Origin of the sequence: Pseudomonas sp. B33.4 (assembly GCF_034555375.1) — a bacterium.
Taxonomy (GTDB): Bacteria; Pseudomonadota; Gammaproteobacteria; order Pseudomonadales; family Pseudomonadaceae; genus Aquipseudomonas.
Genome location: NZ_CP140706.1, coordinates 2,017,690 through 2,033,569, shown reverse-complemented (window position 1 = coordinate 2,033,569; position 15,880 = coordinate 2,017,690). Strand labels below are relative to the sequence as shown.

Annotated in this window: 13 protein-coding genes; 6 read left to right on the top strand and 7 right to left on the bottom strand. The window is 59.1% G+C overall.

The genetic code is table 11. The features are described 5' to 3' along the window. The first annotated feature begins 601 nt into the window (after window positions 1–601). From U6037_RS09095 to cobA, 6 genes are all read left to right on the top strand, one after another. Window positions 602–1,813 carry a nitrate/nitrite transporter gene (locus U6037_RS09095; protein ID WP_322846486.1) on the top strand — a complete coding sequence of 404 codons (1,212 nt, stop codon included), beginning with the start codon at window positions 602–604 and terminating at the stop codon, window positions 1,811–1,813. Between the two features lie 7 nt (window positions 1,814–1,820). Further along, on the top strand, window positions 1,821–3,479 hold the full coding sequence (locus tag U6037_RS09090) for a bifunctional protein-serine/threonine kinase/phosphatase (protein ID WP_322846485.1): 1,659 nt from the start codon (window positions 1,821–1,823) through the stop codon (window positions 3,477–3,479). Between the two features lie 366 nt (window positions 3,480–3,845). Then, the gene (nirB, locus tag U6037_RS09085; RefSeq protein ID WP_322846484.1) at window positions 3,846–6,299 is read left to right on the top strand and encodes a nitrite reductase large subunit NirB; all 2,454 of its coding nucleotides are present in this window, start codon (window positions 3,846–3,848) and stop codon (window positions 6,297–6,299) included. Then, the gene (gene nirD, locus U6037_RS09080; RefSeq protein WP_034152866.1) at window positions 6,296–6,613 is read left to right on the top strand and encodes a nitrite reductase small subunit NirD; all 318 of its coding nucleotides are present in this window, start codon (window positions 6,296–6,298) and stop codon (window positions 6,611–6,613) included. Before nirB ends, nirD begins: the two co-directional genes overlap by 4 nt. Further along, a complete protein-coding gene (locus U6037_RS09075; protein WP_322846483.1) occupies window positions 6,613–9,327 on the top strand; it encodes a molybdopterin-dependent oxidoreductase in 2,715 nt (904 codons plus the stop codon). Before nirD ends, U6037_RS09075 begins: the two co-directional genes overlap by 1 nt. Window positions 9,328–9,340: 13 nt before the next feature. Next, on the top strand, window positions 9,341–10,084 hold the full coding sequence (cobA, locus tag U6037_RS09070; protein WP_322846482.1) for a uroporphyrinogen-III C-methyltransferase: 744 nt from the start codon (window positions 9,341–9,343) through the stop codon (window positions 10,082–10,084). Window positions 10,085–10,168: 84 nt separating this feature from the next. Here the strand turns inward: cobA and U6037_RS09065 are convergent, their stop codons facing one another. The 7 genes from U6037_RS09065 to U6037_RS09035 all read right to left on the bottom strand — a co-directional run bounded on the left by U6037_RS09065 (window position 10,169) and on the right by U6037_RS09035 (window position 15,855). Then, the gene (locus U6037_RS09065; protein ID WP_016773833.1) at window positions 10,169–11,203 is read right to left on the bottom strand and encodes an OmpA family protein; all 1,035 of its coding nucleotides are present in this window, start codon (window positions 11,201–11,203) and stop codon (window positions 10,169–10,171) included. Window positions 11,204–11,310: 107 nt separating this feature from the next. Beyond that, entirely contained in the window at window positions 11,311–11,901 is a 591-nt protein-coding gene (gene sigX, locus U6037_RS09060; protein ID WP_011333251.1) for an RNA polymerase sigma factor SigX, read from the bottom strand. Window positions 11,902–11,991: 90 nt separating this feature from the next. Then, entirely contained in the window at window positions 11,992–12,816 is an 825-nt protein-coding gene (locus tag U6037_RS09055) for a mechanosensitive ion channel family protein (RefSeq protein ID WP_007916401.1), read from the bottom strand. A 2-nt stretch (window positions 12,817–12,818) separates the two neighbouring features. After that, entirely contained in the window at window positions 12,819–13,067 is a 249-nt protein-coding gene (locus U6037_RS09050; RefSeq protein WP_008076827.1) for a hypothetical protein, read from the bottom strand. 63 nt (window positions 13,068–13,130) lie between these two features. Beyond that, window positions 13,131–14,126 (bottom strand): zinc transporter ZntB, encoded by a 996-nt coding sequence (locus U6037_RS09045; RefSeq protein ID WP_093431779.1) that lies wholly within the window; start codon window positions 14,124–14,126, stop codon window positions 13,131–13,133. A 21-nt stretch (window positions 14,127–14,147) separates the two neighbouring features. Beyond that, complete coding sequence (rraA, locus tag U6037_RS09040) at window positions 14,148–14,639, bottom strand: ribonuclease E activity regulator RraA (RefSeq protein WP_322846481.1); 492 nt, start codon at window positions 14,637–14,639, stop codon at window positions 14,148–14,150. A 226-nt stretch (window positions 14,640–14,865) separates the two neighbouring features. Further along, window positions 14,866–15,855, bottom strand: a complete 990-nt coding sequence (locus tag U6037_RS09035) for an alpha/beta fold hydrolase (protein ID WP_322846480.1) — start codon at window positions 15,853–15,855, stop codon at window positions 14,866–14,868. Between the last annotated feature and the right edge of the window lie 25 nt (window positions 15,856–15,880).

Genomic DNA, 15,880 nt, shown 5'->3' with positions numbered 1-15,880 from the left:
ACCCTAGCCCTCTCCCAGAGGGAGAGGGGACTGATTGGGGGATGCTCGGGAAATAGGCCGGCCTGTAGCTTTCTGCTGTGAATCCGTAATCGACTCGGTTTCTCAGGTCGATGTTTGGCGCCAGACACCTCGGTCAGTCCCCTCGCGAAGTACGCCGGCCTGTAGCTTTCTGCTGTGAATCCGTAATCGACTCGGTTTCTCAGGTCGATGTTTGGCGCCAGACACCTCGGTCAGTCCCCTCGCGAAGTACGCCGGCCTGTAGCTTTCTGCTGTGAATCCGGAATCGACTCGGTTTCCCAAGTCGATGTCTGGCGCCAGACACCTCGGTCAGTCCCCTCTCCCTCCGGGAGAGGGCTAGGGTGAGGGGCTTTTGATTTTCCGGCTGTTGGCACAAATCTCGCTAAGCATCCCCTCAGGTAACCAACGGCGGTTGCCCCACCCACGACAAAGACGTCGCTCACCCCGTTCGCCCCTCCGGCGAATCAGGTAGCGGCGTTTTTGCGTTTTGGCCCCACAGACCGGGGCCGGTGGTGCGGCCGTGGCGGCGCTCCACCTGCTGTTGCATGACTCCTTTCGAGACTCTTTTCAGCTGAGGTGCGCGATGAATTCAAGCTTCTGGAAATCCGGCCACACCCCGACATTGTTCGCGGCCTTCCTCTATTTCGACCTGAGCTTCATGGTCTGGTATCTGCTCGGCCCGCTGGCGGTGCAGATCGCTGCTGACCTGCACCTGACCACGCAACAACGTGGCCTGGTCGTCGCCACGCCGATCCTTGCTGGCGCCGTGTTGCGCTTCATCATGGGCATGCTCGCCGATCGGCTGTCGCCGAAAACCGCCGGGCTGATCGGTCAGGTCATTGTGATTTTCGCGCTGTTCGGCGCCTGGAAAATCGGCATTCATAGCTACGAGCAGGCGTTGATACTCGGCCTGTTCCTCGGCATGGCCGGCGCATCGTTTGCGGTCGCCCTGCCCTTGGCCTCGCAATGGTATCCACCGCAGCATCAGGGCAAAGCCATGGGCATTGCCGGTGCGGGCAACTCCGGCACCGTATTCGCCGCGCTGCTCGCGCCGGTACTCGCCGCCGCGTTCGGCTGGAGCAATGTGTTCGGTTTCGCTTTGATTCCGCTGATCCTGACTTTGGTGCTGTTCGCCTGGCTGGCGAAAAACGCGCCACAACGGCCGAAAGCCAAAGCCATGGCCGACTACTTCAAGGCGCTGGGCGACCGTGACAGCTGGTGGTTCATGTTTTTCTACAGCGTGACCTTCGGCGGCTTCATCGGTCTGGCCAGCGCCCTGCCCGGCTACTTCAACGATCAATACGGTTTGAGCCCGGTGACTGCCGGTTACTACACCGCTGCCTGCGTGTTCGGCGGCAGCTTGATGCGGCCGCTGGGTGGTGCGCTGGCGGATCGCTTCGGTGGCATTCGCACGCTGCTGGCGATGTACACCGTCGCCGCCGTATGCATAGCCGCGGTCGGTTTCAACTTGCCGAGTTCCTACGCGGCGCTGGCACTTTTCGTCTGCACTATGCTCGGTTTAGGGGCAGGCAACGGCGCGGTTTTCCAACTGGTACCGCAGCGTTTTCGTCTGGAGATCGGCGTGATGACCGGACTGATCGGCATGGCCGGAGGCATCGGTGGTTTTGCCTTGGCCGCCGGCATGGGCGCGATCAAACAGAGCACCGGCAGCTATCAACTGGCCCTGTGGTTGTTCGCCAGTCTCGGCGTGTTGGCATGGTTTGGCCTGCACGGCGTCAAGCGTCGCTGGAGAACCACCTGGGGTTCGGCAGCGGTGACGGCGGCGCGGGTCTGAGCCGTCGATGGCCCTGCAACTGAGCTTTGCCGAAGCCAGCGCCACCGGTCCGCGCGCGGAGAATCAGGACGCCTTGCGTTCGGTGACACCGGCTCCGGCACTGGCGGCGAGCAAAGGTTATCTGTTCGCCATCGCCGACGGCGTCAGTCAGTGCGCCGATGGCGGACTCGCCGCCCGTTCGACGGTGCAGGCCCTGGCGCTCGACTACTACGCCACGCCAGAAACCTGGAGCGTGGCGCAGGCGCTGGACCGCCTGCTGCTCGCGCAAAATCGCTGGTTGCAGGCCAATGGCGGTGGTCAACCGTTGCTCACCACGGTCAGTGCTTTGGTCATGCGCGGTCGGCGTTTCACCCTCGCCCACGTCGGCGATTGTCGGGTGTATCGCTGGCACGCCGACAGTTTGCAGCGGATCAGTGAAGATCACGTTTGGGATCAGCCGGGCATGCAGCATGTGCTCAAGCGTGCGCTGGGACTGGATCAGCATCTGGTGCTGGATTTTCTCGACGGCGAACTGCGTGACGGCGAAAGCTTTGTGCTGCTCAGTGACGGTGTCTGGTCGACATTGGGCGATACCGCGATTGCGGCAATTCTGCGTGATCAGCCGGATCTGAGCAGTACTGCTCAGACACTTGTTAACGCGGCACATCTGGCGGGCAGTCAGGACAACGCCAGCGCTTTGCTGGTGCGCGTCGATGCGGTGGGTGAAGCGAATATCGGCGATGCATTGATTCATTTGCAGCAATGGCCCTTGCCACCGCCGCTGAAACCCGGCCAGTCGTTCGAAGGCTGGCAGGTGCTGGATGTTGTCGCTCAGAGCCAGCAATCACTGCTGTATCGGGCGGTCGACGGACAAGGTCAGACGTGGTTGCTGAAAACCTTGCCCTCGCGTTCCAACGACGATTCCCACGCCGGACAGGCGTTGCTGTCCGAGGAATGGTTCCTGAAACGCGTGGCCGGCCGCCACTTTCCTGAAGTCCATGCCTGCCAACAGCGTCAGCATTTGTACTACGTGATGCGCGAATATTCCGGGACGACGCTGGCGCAACTCGGGCATCTCCCCTTGGCTCAATGGCGAGACATCGCCGAGCGTCTGCTACGCGCGGTAGGGCTGCTGCATCGTCGGCAGATCTTGCACCGGGACATCAAACCGGAAAACCTGCACATGGGCGACGACGGCGAATTGCGTCTGCTGGATTTTGGCTTGGCGTATTGCCCGGGTTTGTCCGAAGACGCGCCGTCAATGTTGCCCGGGACCCCAAGTTACATCGCCCCGGAAGCGTTTCGAGGTGCTCCGCCGAGTGCGCAGCAGGATTTGTATGCGGTCGGCGTGACCCTGTATTTCCTGCTGACCGGGCATTTTCCCTATGGCGAGATTGAAGCGTTTCAACGGCCGCGCTTTGGCCTGCCAGTGAATGCCAGTCGCTATCGGCCGGATTTGCCGGAATGGTTGGCGCAGAGTCTGGAGCGTGGCGTGGCGGCTGATCCGCAACAACGGTTTGAGACGGCTGAGGAATGGCTGCTGGTGCTGGAACAGGGCGAGCGGCGGAGTTTGAGCGTGCGGCCTCGGCCGTTACTGGAGCGTGAGCCCTTGAAGGTCTGGCGGACGATGGCGTTGGTGGCTCTGTTGGGGAATCTGTTGCTGCTGATTTTGTTGTTTCACAGTTGAACCGCATCGCGTCATTCGCGAGCAAGCTCGCGAAGGCGCCCGCCTGATCACCACAAATCTTCCTGTTTGAACGCTCCACGAACGGGCAGTCCGCTTCGATACGGTGCAGAAAAACCTTAATTAGCACTGACGAAACCCAGTAAAACCGCGCTTCTCGTAGTTGGCACAACCACTGCATTACCCCATTCAACATACACATAAAGCCCAACCTTCAACGACGAAGGCTGCGCTTCCCGAGAGAACGGGACCAGGACAAAGGCGTCCTCGCTAGGCAACTAGCGGGACGCCTTTTTTTGTTTGCGCAAAATTTCTCGAGCAAGGCCTGACTGCCCACAAGAGGCCAGCCGCAGCTCCCCGGAGAACCTGATGAAAAAACTCAAACTGGTGATGATCGGCAATGGCATGGCCGGGGTTCGTACCCTCGAAGAGCTGCTCAAACTGAGCAACGAGCTGTACGACATCACCGTCTTCGGCGCCGAACCGCACACCAACTACAACCGCATCCTGCTGTCGCCGGTGCTGGCTGGTGAGCAGACCTTCGAAGAGATCGTGCTCAACGACCTCGACTGGTACCTGGAAAACAACATCAAGTTACTGCTCAATCGCAAAGTAGTGCAGATCGACCGGGTCAAACGCCGGGTGATCGCCGAGGACGGCAGCGAAGCGGAATACGATCGCCTGCTGATCGCCACCGGTTCGACGCCATTCATCCTGCCGATCCCCGGCAACACCCTGCACGGCGTGATCGGTTACCGCGACATCGCTGACACCCAGGCGATGATCGACACCGCCAAAACCCATAAACACGCGGTGGTCATCGGCGGTGGCCTGCTCGGCCTCGAAGCCGCCAACGGCCTGATGCTTCGCGGCATGCACGTCACGGTGGTGCACATCGGCGAATGGCTGCTGGAACGGCAACTGGACAAAACCAGCGGCCAACTGCTGCAAAGCGCCCTCGAATCCCGTGGTCTGCATTTCCGTCTGTGCGAACAGACCCAGGCCTTGCATGACGCCGGCAATGGCCGGGTCGGCTCGGTGCAATTCAAGAACGGCGACATCATCCCCGCTGATCTGGTGGTGATGGCGGCCGGCATTCGCCCTAACACCGAATTGGCGGAAAAGGCCGGCATCCCGTGCAATCGCGGGATTCTGGTCAATGACACCCTGCAAACCTACGATCCGCGCATCTACGCGATCGGCGAGTGCGCCAGCCATCGCGGCATTGCCTACGGTCTGGTCGCGCCATTGTTCGAGCAGGCCAAGGTCTGCGCCAACCATCTCGCACAACTGGGGTTCGCCCGTTATCAGGGGTCGGTGACGTCGACCAAATTGAAAGTCACCGGGATCGACCTGTTTTCCGCTGGCGACTTCATGGGCGGCGAAGGCACCGAGACGATCACCCTCTCCGATCCGATTGGCGGCGTGTACAAAAAACTGGTGATCAAGGATGACGTGCTGGTCGGCGCCTGTCTGTACGGCGATACGGCAGATGGCGGTTGGTATTTCCGCCAGATTCGTGAGAATCACGCCATCGGCGAGATCCGCGATCACCTGATGTTTGGAGAAAATGCGTTAGGCGACGTAGGACATCAAGGCCAGGACAAAGCCATGGTCATGGCCGACACCGCCGAAGTCTGCGGCTGCAACGGCGTGTGCAAAGGCACCATCGTCAAAGCCATTCAGGAACACGGCCTGTTCAGCGTCGATGAAGTGAAGAAACACACCAAGGCTGCCAGCTCGTGCGGTTCCTGTGCCGGGCTGGTCGAACAGATCCTGATCAACACCGTTGGCGGCGCGGCCGACGTCAAACCGAAAAGCGAAAAAGCCATCTGCGGATGCAGCGATCTCAACCACGGGCAGATTCGCCAAGCGATTCGCGAACAGCATCTGCTGACCATCGCCGGCACCATGAGCTACCTCAACTGGCGCACGCCGAACGGCTGCGCCACCTGCCGCCCTGCCCTCAACTATTACCTGATTTCCACCTGGCCCGGCGAAGCCAAGGACGACCCGCAATCGCGCCTGATCAACGAGCGTGCGCACGCCAACATCCAGAAGGACGGTACCTATTCGGTGGTACCACGCATGTGGGGCGGCGTGACCAACCCTTCGGAACTGCGGCGAATTGCCGATGTGGCTGACAAGTATCAGGTGCCGATGGTCAAGGTCACCGGCGGCCAGCGCATCGACTTGCTCGGCATCAAGAAGCAGGACTTGCCCGGCGTCTGGAAAGACCTCGACATGCCCTCCGGCCACGCCTACGGCAAATCCATCCGCACGGTGAAAACCTGCGTCGGCAGCGAGTTCTGCCGCTTCGGCACGCAAAATTCGACACAACTGGGTATCGAACTCGAGCACGACCTGTTCAACATGTGGTCGCCGCACAAAGTGAAACTCGCGGTCTCCGGATGCCCACGCAACTGCTCGGAAGCGGGGATCAAGGACGTAGGCATTATCGGCGTCGACTCCGGCTGGGAAATGTACATCGGCGGTAACGGCGGGATCAAAACCGAAGTCGCCGAATTCTTCGTCAAGCTGAAAACCGCCGAAGAAGTGCGCGAGTACAACGGTGCCTTCCTGCAGCTCTACCGCGAAGAAGCCTTTTACCTCGAACGCACCGTGCACTACCTGCAACGGGTCGGTATGGAGCACATCAAGAAGGCTGTTCTGGAAGACCCGGAACGCCGCAAAACCCTGAACGAACGCCTGCAATTTTCCCTGTCATTCGAACAGGACCCGTGGAAAGAACGCCTGGCGCAGCCGCAACTGAAGAAAGAATTCGACGTAATCCCGGTGAAAAATCTGGAGGTGCCTGCATGAACTGGCTCGATATCTGTGCCCTCGACGAGATCAATGCCCTCGGCTCGCGGATCATTGCCGGGCCGAAAGGCGACATCGCGATTTTTCGTACAAGCGACGACGAAGTTTTCGCCCTCGACGACCGCTGCCCACACAAGGGCGGACCACTGTCACAAGGGTTGATCTACGGCAAACGCGTGGCCTGTCCCCTGCACAACTGGCAAATCGACCTCGAATCCGGCGAAGCTCAGGCGCCGGACATCGGTTGCGCGCACCATCACCCGGCGCGGGTCGAAAACGGTCGTGTGCAACTGGCCCTGCGGGACGCCGTCTGATGAACCGCCAGACGACCGCCTCGACCTGCTGTTATTGCGGGGTCGGCTGCGGCGTGCTGATCGAGCATGACGGCGAGCGCATCCTCGGCGTCAGCGGCGATCCGGCACATCCGGCCAACTTCGGCAAACTGTGCAGCAAAGGCTCGACCCTGCACCTGACCGGCGACCTCGCTGCTCGCGCGCTGTACCCGGAACTGCGCCTGGGCAAAGGCCTGGCCCGCAGCCGCACGGACTGGGACACCGCACTGGAACACGCCGCAAACGTGTTCGCCGAGACCATCGCCGAGCATGGCCCGGACAGTGTGGCGTTCTATATTTCCGGGCAGTTGCTGACCGAGGACTACTACGCCTTCAACAAACTGGCGCGGGCGCTGGTCGGCACCAACAACATCGATAGCAATTCACGCCTGTGCATGTCCTCAGCCGTGGTCGGCTACAAGCGCAGCCTTGGTGCCGACGCCCCGCCTTGCAGTTATGAGGATCTGGAACTCAGCGATTGCGTGATGATTGTCGGCAGTAACATGGCCTACGCCCACCCGGTACTTTTCCGTCGGCTGGAAGAGGCAAAATCCCGCCGCCCGCAGATGAAAGTCATCGTCATTGATCCACGGCGCACTGACACTTGCGACCTCGCCGACCTGCATCTGGCGATTCTGCCCGGCACCGACGTCGCCTTGTTCCATGGGATTTTGCATCTGTTGTTGTGGGAAGACTGGATTGATCGCGACTTCGTCAAGGCGCACACCGATGGCCTCGCCGAACTGAAAAGTCTGGTGCGTGATTACACCCCACAAATGGTTTCGCAGTTGTGCGGCATCAGCGTTGAGCAATTGCAGCAGTGCGCCGAATGGGTGGGCACTTCGCCAGGTTTTCTGTCGCTGTGGTGCATGGGGCTGAACCAGTCCACAGCCGGCAGCGCGAAGAACAGCGCGCTGATCAATCTGCACTTGGCCACCGGGCAAATTGGCCGTCCGGGTGCAGGACCTTTCTCTCTCACCGGTCAGCCAAATGCCATGGGCGGACGGGAAACTGGCAGTTTGTCGAACCTGTTGCCGGGTCATCGTGACGCGGCCAACCCGGAACACCGCGCCGAAGTTGCGGCTTATTGGGGTGTGGATCAACTGCCGGAAAGCACTGGTCTCAGCGCCATCGAACTGTTCGAGCAAGTGCGCAGCGGCAAGATCAAGGCGTTGTGGATTGCCTGCACCAACCCTGCGCAATCGATGCCGGATCAGAGTGCGGTGCGCGCGGCGCTGGAAGCTTGCCCGTTTGTGGTTCTGCAGGAAGCCTTCCGAACCACCGAAACCGCAGCATTCGCAGATCTCCTGCTACCCGCCGCCAGTTGGGGCGAGAAAGAAGGTTCAGTCACTAACTCCGAGCGACGCATTTCCCACGTGCGCAAAGCCATTCTCCCACCGGGCGAGGCACGACCGGACTGGGCGATCACGGTAGATTTCGCACAACGACTGGAGAAACGTCTGCGCCCCGCCGAGCCAAGCCTGTTTACGTTCAACCAACCTGCGCAGTTGTTCGATGAATTTAAAGGGCTAACGCATGGCCGCGATCTGGATATGTCCGGGATCAGTCACGCGCTGATCGACGAGATCGGACCGCAGCAATGGCCCTTCCCTGTCGGTGCGCGGCAAGGAACAACACGACTGTACGAAGACGGAATTTTCCCAACCGCCAACGGACGCGCGCAATTCATAGCCGACCCTTATCGCGCCGCCAAAGAACAGCGTGATGCACGCTTTCCCCTGACATTGATCACTGGCCGCCTGCGCGATCAATGGCACGGTATGAGCCGCACCGGCACGGCGGCGCAACTGTTCGGGCATGTCAGCGAAGCGGTGTTGAGCCTGCATCCGGACGAAATGCGCCGGCATCGCTTGCAGCCGGGCGATCTGGTCAATCTGAAGAGTCGTCGCGGCGCGGTAATTATTGCGGTCGGCAGTGATGACAGCGTCCGTCCAGGACAAGCGTTTCTACCGATGCACTGGGGCGACCGCTTTCTCAAGGGCGGCGTGAACAGCCTGACCCTGCCGGCCTTCGATCCGCTGTCGAAACAACCGGAACTGAAACACAGCGGTGTGCGCCTGGAGCCGGTCAATCTGCCGTGGCAGCTTTTCGCACTCATTGAGGGTGATGTTCAACGGCATTTCGAGACGCTACGACCGCTTTGCGAGGCATTTTCCTACGTGAGTCTCAGCCTTGTCGGACGTGAACGATCGGCATTGCTGATACGCGCTGCCAACAGCGAGGCACCGGATGCGCAATTGCTCGGTGAAATCGATCATTGCTTGTCGCTGATCGACGGCCCGGTTTTGGCCTACGACGATCCGCGCCGGGCCATTGGCAAGCGCGTGCGTATTGAAAATGGCCGTATCACCGCCATCCGCCTGGCCGGTGAAACCCTTGCCCAGCATTGGCTACAGGGGTTGTGGCTGGAAGGTCGTGCGGACGAACAACTGCGGCGCTGGCTTCTGGCGCCGATGAGTGCGCCGCCGGGCAGTGTCGGGGCGCAAATTGCTGCGGATAAAACCCTGTGCAACTGCAACAACGTCAGCCTCAACACGGTCTGCGCCGGCATTCGCCAGGGTCTGGATCTGCAAGGGTTGAAAAACAATTTGGGCTGCGGCACGCAATGCGGCTCGTGCGTCCCGGAAATAAAGCGTTTGCTGGCTGCCGATGTGCAGCCGGTCGCCGTTATCTGATGAGGAAAACACCATGAACGCAAAAGTCTGGCTGGTGGGTGCAGGTCCCGGTGATCCCGAATTGCTGACCCTAAAAGCGGTACGCGCCTTGCGCGAGGCCGATGTGGTGCTGATCGATGATCTGGTCAACGACGCGGTGCTGGAACACTGTCCTGGCGCCCGCATCATTGCGGTGGGTAAACGCGGTGGTTGCCGGTCGACACCACAGGCGTTCATTCATCGTCTGATGCTGCGCTACGCGCGTCACGGCAAGTGTGTGGTGCGACTCAAGGGTGGCGATCCATGCATTTTCGGCCGTGGCGGTGAAGAGGCGCAGTGGTTGCGTGAACGTGGCGTTGAAGTGGAGTTGGTCAATGGCATTACCGCCGGACTGGCCGGGGCGACGCAGTGCGATATTCCGCTGACGTTGCGCGGTGTGTCACGTGGGGTGACGTTGGTGACAGCGCACACCCAGGACGACAGCCAATTGAACTGGCAGGCGCTGGCGCAAGGCGGCACGACGCTGGTGATTTACATGGGCGTGGCGAAGCTGGGCGAGATTCGCGATCAGTTGTTGGCGGGTGGGATGGCGGCGGATACGCCGGTGGCGATGATCGAGAATGCATCGTTACCAGAGCAACGAGAATGCCGGAGCGATCTCACGGCAATGAACGAAGCAGCCTACAGATTTCAATTGAAGAGCCCTGCGATACTGGTGATCGGCGCCGTGGCTGGTTATGCGCAGGAAGCCAGCGAGACGCGTATAGCCGCCATGTAGCAGCCTGGTTTCAAAGCTTCAATCTCAAATCGCAGGCAAAGAAAAGCCCGGCCTAAGCCGGGCTTTTCTCAGAGCGGCAGCTAATTACTTAGCTTGAGCTTCAACCTGCGCTTCTACGCGACGGTTTACAGCGCGGCCAGCGTCAGTTTTGTTGTCAGCAACTGGGCGGGATTCGCCGTAGCCAACAGACTGAACGCGGGACGATTCAACACCGTACTGGTTGGTCAGAACTTGCTTAACGGCGTTTGCACGACGCTCGGACAGTTTCTGGTTGTAAGCGTCAGGACCGACGGAGTCAGTGTGACCTTCAACAGTAGTGGTGGTGGATGGGTACTGCTTCATGAAGTCAGCCAGGTTCTTGATGTCGCCGTAGCTGTTTGGCTTCACAACCGACTTGTCGAAGTCGAACTTGACGTCCAGCTCAACACGAACAACTTCAGCAACTGCTGGGCAGCCGTCAGCGTCAACAGTTACGTTGGCTGGGGTGTCCGGGCACTTGTCAACGTTGTCGCAAACGCCATCGTTGTCGCTGTCGGAGCAGACTTCAGCTGGTGCTGGAACTGGAGCAGCAGCAGGCTTGGAGCCGCCACCGAAGTTCACACCGATACCAACGCTAGGAGCCCACTCGGTGTCGCCCTGGTCGATGTTGTACTGAGCTTCAACGCCGGCACGGGCGTAGAAGTTCTCGGTGAAGTACAGCTTGGCACCGCCGCCAACGTTGGCGAAGGTGGAACGGTTACGACCGTTCGAACCGTTCTGGTCGATGCTCTGGTCAGAGAAACCGGCCGAAACGTATGGACGAATCATGTCGCCTGGGTTGTTGAAGTGGTACAGAGCGTCCAGAGCGGTGTTAGCGCCTTTAACGTTCTTGCCATCGTCGGCACGTACGTTGTGCACTTCGTCGTAGCCCAGACGCAGTTCAACGTCGTCGGTCAGGAAGTAACCGATCGAGCCGCCGAACAGGTTGCCGTTGTTCTTGAAGTTACGAGCGCTGTCGAATTGTTCTTTCTTTGCGAAGCCTTCGATTTCAACTGCGCCTTGGCCTTGTGCCAGAGCGCCGAACGAAGTGGCGGCAATCAGAGAACCAATGGCCAAGCCCAAGGTGTTTTTCAGTTTCATCCGTTAAATCCCCATCTGGTGATTGTGAAGCAGTCCCGCAAACCGGGGGACAACTCGGCGGCAAGTCTATCAGAACTTGCCTACACGTAAGAGATATTTGCGCTGAACTAAGTTTCAGCAATGCCTGCAAATTTCTCACGCAATTTATCTAGAGCACGTTTGTAACGCATTTTTGTCGCACTCAAACCCATGTGCATGATGTCTGCGATCTCCTGAAATTCCAGCTCTGCGACAAATCGTAGCACCAGAATTTCACGGTCAATCGGGTTCACATACACCAGCCAGCGATCAAGCCCGCCCTTCTCCTCGGGTTTCGGCGCCTTTTCTTCGGACGCTTCCTCGAGGGGGTCAAGACTCAATGCGTCCATCAAGCGACGCTTTCGCCGTTCCTTCCGATACTGCGTAATACATTCGTTGTACGTGATGCTGTAGAGCCACGTTTTGAACTTCGATTTCCCCTCGAAGTTCTTCAGGCCATACAGCACCTTCAACATGACTTCCTGACAGACATCGTCTGCGTCGCGATCGTTCCCAAGATATCTCGCACAAACGTTAAATAATGTTCGCTGGTAACGCCGCATCAGTTCTTCATAAGCGCGCGTTACGTGAAAAAGCTCGGTATGCGAGCGCGCGACCAACTCCTCATCAGAGAGCTCGCGGGGGTCGTAGCGCGTGGATAGCGTTTGGGCTTTATTCAAAACAAGTCGTGCCGACAGTCAGGTCAATGTCCACCGCGACCAGCATCAGCTGGCATTTTGCGGCGGCATACATTAGCAGGGTTTGCCGGATTAGCGGCTACTCACATGCTGTTCCAGCAGGATCCGATTGGAAAGAGAGACTAGCTCACCCTCATCGGTCAGCAATGTGGTTTTAACCGTGCCGATCTCCTCGATCTGGCCTTCGACCTCGCCAACACGCACTTGTTGCCCAACCTGATACAACTCACGCACATAGATTCCCGCAAGAATCTGACCGGCAATTTCCCGGCTTCCCAAACCCATGGCCAGCGCAACGGCCAGACCAACGGTAATCAAAACGATGACAATCACATGGTTCAGCAGGTCGGTCTTGACCTCGAGCTGACTGATCGCAACCGAGATACTGATGATAATCACCAGCCCCTGAGCAATTCGCCCAAGCCCCGAAGCGTAGTCCAGGCCCACACCTTCTGCCGCCCCGCGCACCAGCCCGTTGGCCAGTTGCGCCAGCAAAACACCTACCAGCAACACCAGGGCTGCGCCGAATACTTTTGGCAAATAGAGCGCCAACATATCCAGCGTAGCTGAAACTCGCTCAAGGCCAAGGGATTCTGCTGCAGAAACAAGAAAAATCAGCAGAACGAACCAGTAAACGATTTTGCCGATCAGGGTCGAGATCGGCACTTGCAGCCCGGCTCGCGACATCAATTTGGTCAGGCCGGTGCCACCCATCAGGCGATCAAGGCCCAGTTTGGCAAGCAGCTTGGACAGCAAGGTATCGAGCAACTTGGCCACGACGAAACCCAACAGCAGCACGACCAGTGCGCCGAACAGGTTCGGAATGAAGTTGGCTACTTTGGTCCACAACGCAGTCATTGCAGTGACGAGGCTCTGAGTCCAGAGGTCGAGTTCCATATTCAATCAGCCTTATCAGCAGTGCGAGCGGTAGGTTTACGAAGACGGGAAACCGGCGAGACATGGGCCGATCCGTTATTCAGGGCGATCATCAGCGCGGGCAGCCAGCGGCCCAGCAGGCTGAACAGATCACCGGCGCCAACCTGGCGGTTGGCGGTTTTGAGTACGCGGCCCAGACAGGCATCGTCGTCGCGGCTGGACGGCGAGGCGTTGAGCATGTCGCGCAAAGACTGTTCAAACGGATCGTGCATACGCACCTCTCGTGATGTCTGTGAAAGACGCGGGCAGATTTGGTCGGGTCACATGTGCCATTTTCAGACCCAGCGCAAACGACGGAATAACCACCACTGACCGAAGGCCAGAGCGAGCACCGTCAAGCAGGCGATCAGGAAGCCATAAGGGCTGCTGGAGAATGGAATTCCGCCAACGTTGATGCCCAGCAGACCGGTGATGAAACTCATCGGCAAAAAGATGCAGGTGATGATCCCGAAGCGGTACATCGTGCGATTCATACGCTCGCTGAGGCGCCGGTCTTCAGCCTCCAGCACAAGCCCCACGCGCTCTCGGGTCAATTCGAGCTCTTCGAGATAGCGGGTCAGACTGTTGTTCAGTTCGTTCCAGTAATCGGCATCGTCATCGACAAACCAAGGCAGTTTTATCCGCGTGAGTTGTCCGAAAATATCCCGCTGCGGTGCAAGAAAACGCTTTAGTCCGGCCGCCCGGCGACGGATGTGCAAAATGGCACCATGCTCGGGAGTATACCGTTCGTCGGCATCCATCTTTTCTTCTTCCTCATCGGCGATTTCCGAGAGGCAAGTGACCAGATCCTGCACCTTGTTGGTGAGGAACTGCGCCAGATAAAGGATCAGTTCGGAGGAGGTTTTCGGGCCGTTGCCGTCGGCCAATTGCGCCAGCAGCTCATCGGTGGCGCGCAACGGGCGCAAACGCAGGGAAATCACCCGTTGGGCAGAAGCGAAAATCCGCACCGAGACCATGTCTTCCGGCTCGGCGCCCGGGTTGAGATTGACCCCGCGCAGAAACAGCAGCAGTTCGGCATCCGGCAGCGGCAACAGACGCGGCCGGGTGTTCTCTTCCAGCAGCAGATCGCAGGTGAATTCATTGAGCCCGCTGGATTTGCGCAACCAGGTCTGGGTCTGCGGATGGCTGCGATCCCAATGCAGCCACAGGCTTTCATGGGCCTGCAGCTGCAAATCGTCGAGCTCAGTCCGGGCTATCGAACGCGCGCCACCTTTTCCGTCCAGCACCAGGGCATGCACCAGCCCCCATTGCGCGTTTTCTTCCTCGAACATCCGCATCCCTTTGTCGAAGCCTTATTCAGGCATTTTCAGCGGGCTCGGCGAGATGATCACGCCGTTGTTGTCCGCATAAATGTAGTGGCCCGGGTGGAACGTCACACCGGCGAACGTCACCGGGACGTTGAGGTCACCGAGACCGCGTTTTTCGGTTTTCATCGGATGACTGGCCAAGGCCTGTACGCCCAGATCAGTCTGGGCAATGACGTCGACGTCACGGATGCAACCGTAGATCACCAGCCCTTCCCAGCCGTTTTTTGCGGCCTTCTCGGCAATCATGTCACCGAGCAACGCACGGCGCAGAGAACCGCCGCCATCCACTACCAACACTTTACCGCTGCCCTTGAGCTCGGCTTGTTCCTTGACCAGCGAGTTGTCTTCGAAGCATTTGATGGTCACGATTTCGCCGCCGAATGAATCACGGCCACCGAAATTGCTGAACATCGGTTCCAGCACCTGCACCAGCTCCGGGTAGGCGTCGCACAGGTCAGGCGTAAGGTAATGGTTCATCGAAAAACTCCTGTAAAAAGCAAGACGATCAAGGATGCCGCGTTCTGAAGAGACGAGTTCCGGTGGTCGCTGTTTACCTTAGCTCATTGAATGTTCGCTGAATGAACCTGAACAAACGCTGAAACGTAATCGCTAAACTGCCACCGAATATGACCAGAACCGCACAATTCGTCATATCTTAGCCGCAAGCCGATCTGAACGAAATGCCCTTCACCCAGACCCCGTCTCAGACTGCAGCAGCCAGATCAGGCTTCTCACCCAGTAACGGCGCCTGCTGATCGTTCAACCAGCGCGCTACCAGCGGCCACACCTCAATCTGCGCCGCTTTGCTCACCAACATTTCGACATGACCGAAATTATCGGTGAAACCCTGCTCGCGCCCCAGATTGATGAACTGCTTGTGCTCGGTGCCGATCTGCTCGAACAGTTTGCGACAGGCCCACGCCGGATCCTGATGATCCCCCGCCGCCGTCACTGCCAGCACCGGCACCTTGACGTCGACAAGACCCGCCCACCAATCCTTGTCCTTGTCACCAAACCGGCCGAACAAGCCGTACCAGCGCATGCTTTCCAGCGCCAGACCGATCGGTTCATCTTCCGGGCCACGCTTGAGGCGCGAACCGGACAGTTGCGCGAAGCGCTTGAGAATGAAGCGGCTGCTCCACTCCACTGGCGGAATTTTCAGCGGCCAGTAAGTACGGCTGACCTGGGTGCCGAAAAATGCCGCCGAAGCCACCGCCGGCTCGCCCAGGTACTCGCCACCGAGCGCGGCAGCCAAGGTGATGCCGCCTAGCGAATGGCCGATCCAGTGCGGAATCTGCCCACTCTGCTCACGCACGAATGCGGCGATCGCCGGCAGATCGTAACGGGCATAGTCGGCCACGCGATTGCGCCGGTACTCCTCGTTGCGCTGCGACAGGCCGTGGCCGCGCATCTCCGGAATCCACACGTCGAAACCCAGTCGCGTCAGATACGCGCCCAGGCCCAGGCCTTTCGGTGAAAACCAGAAGCGTCGATTGGAAAAACTGCCGTGCAGCAAGATGACCGGCACACCGCGAGGCGCCGCGTCATCGGCCATGCCCAAACGGGTGACGGCGATCTCCACGGACCAGTCGGGACTGTTGCCGGGTTTGAGTCGGTAAACGTCTTCGCTCAGATCGCCGCGCCGTTCGGCGCTGATCAGGGCGACAGGAAACAGGTTGCTGCTGCTTTGCATAATGCTCTTGCACAAAAAAGGGCGG

Coding starts and splice junctions, on each gene's coding strand:
- nirB (WP_322846484.1), top strand. CDS start 3,846: ATGAAAAAACTCAAACTGGTGATGATCGGCAATGGCATGGCCGGGGTT.
- U6037_RS09095 (WP_322846486.1), top strand. CDS start 602: ATGAATTCAAGCTTCTGGAAATCCGGCCACACCCCGACATTGTTCGCG.
- U6037_RS09055 (WP_007916401.1), bottom strand. CDS start 12,816: ATGGAACTCGACCTCTGGACTCAGAGCCTCGTCACTGCAATGACTGCG.
- U6037_RS09045 (WP_093431779.1), bottom strand. CDS start 14,126: ATGTTCGAGGAAGAAAACGCGCAATGGGGGCTGGTGCATGCCCTGGTG.
- cobA (WP_322846482.1), top strand. CDS start 9,341: ATGAACGCAAAAGTCTGGCTGGTGGGTGCAGGTCCCGGTGATCCCGAA.
- rraA (WP_322846481.1), bottom strand. CDS start 14,639: ATGAACCATTACCTTACGCCTGACCTGTGCGACGCCTACCCGGAGCTG.
- U6037_RS09075 (WP_322846483.1), top strand. CDS start 6,613: ATGAACCGCCAGACGACCGCCTCGACCTGCTGTTATTGCGGGGTCGGC.
- U6037_RS09065 (WP_016773833.1), bottom strand. CDS start 11,203: ATGAAACTGAAAAACACCTTGGGCTTGGCCATTGGTTCTCTGATTGCC.
- U6037_RS09050 (WP_008076827.1), bottom strand. CDS start 13,067: ATGCACGATCCGTTTGAACAGTCTTTGCGCGACATGCTCAACGCCTCG.
- U6037_RS09035 (WP_322846480.1), bottom strand. CDS start 15,855: ATGCAAAGCAGCAGCAACCTGTTTCCTGTCGCCCTGATCAGCGCCGAA.
- U6037_RS09090 (WP_322846485.1), top strand. CDS start 1,821: ATGGCCCTGCAACTGAGCTTTGCCGAAGCCAGCGCCACCGGTCCGCGC.
- nirD (WP_034152866.1), top strand. CDS start 6,296: ATGAACTGGCTCGATATCTGTGCCCTCGACGAGATCAATGCCCTCGGC.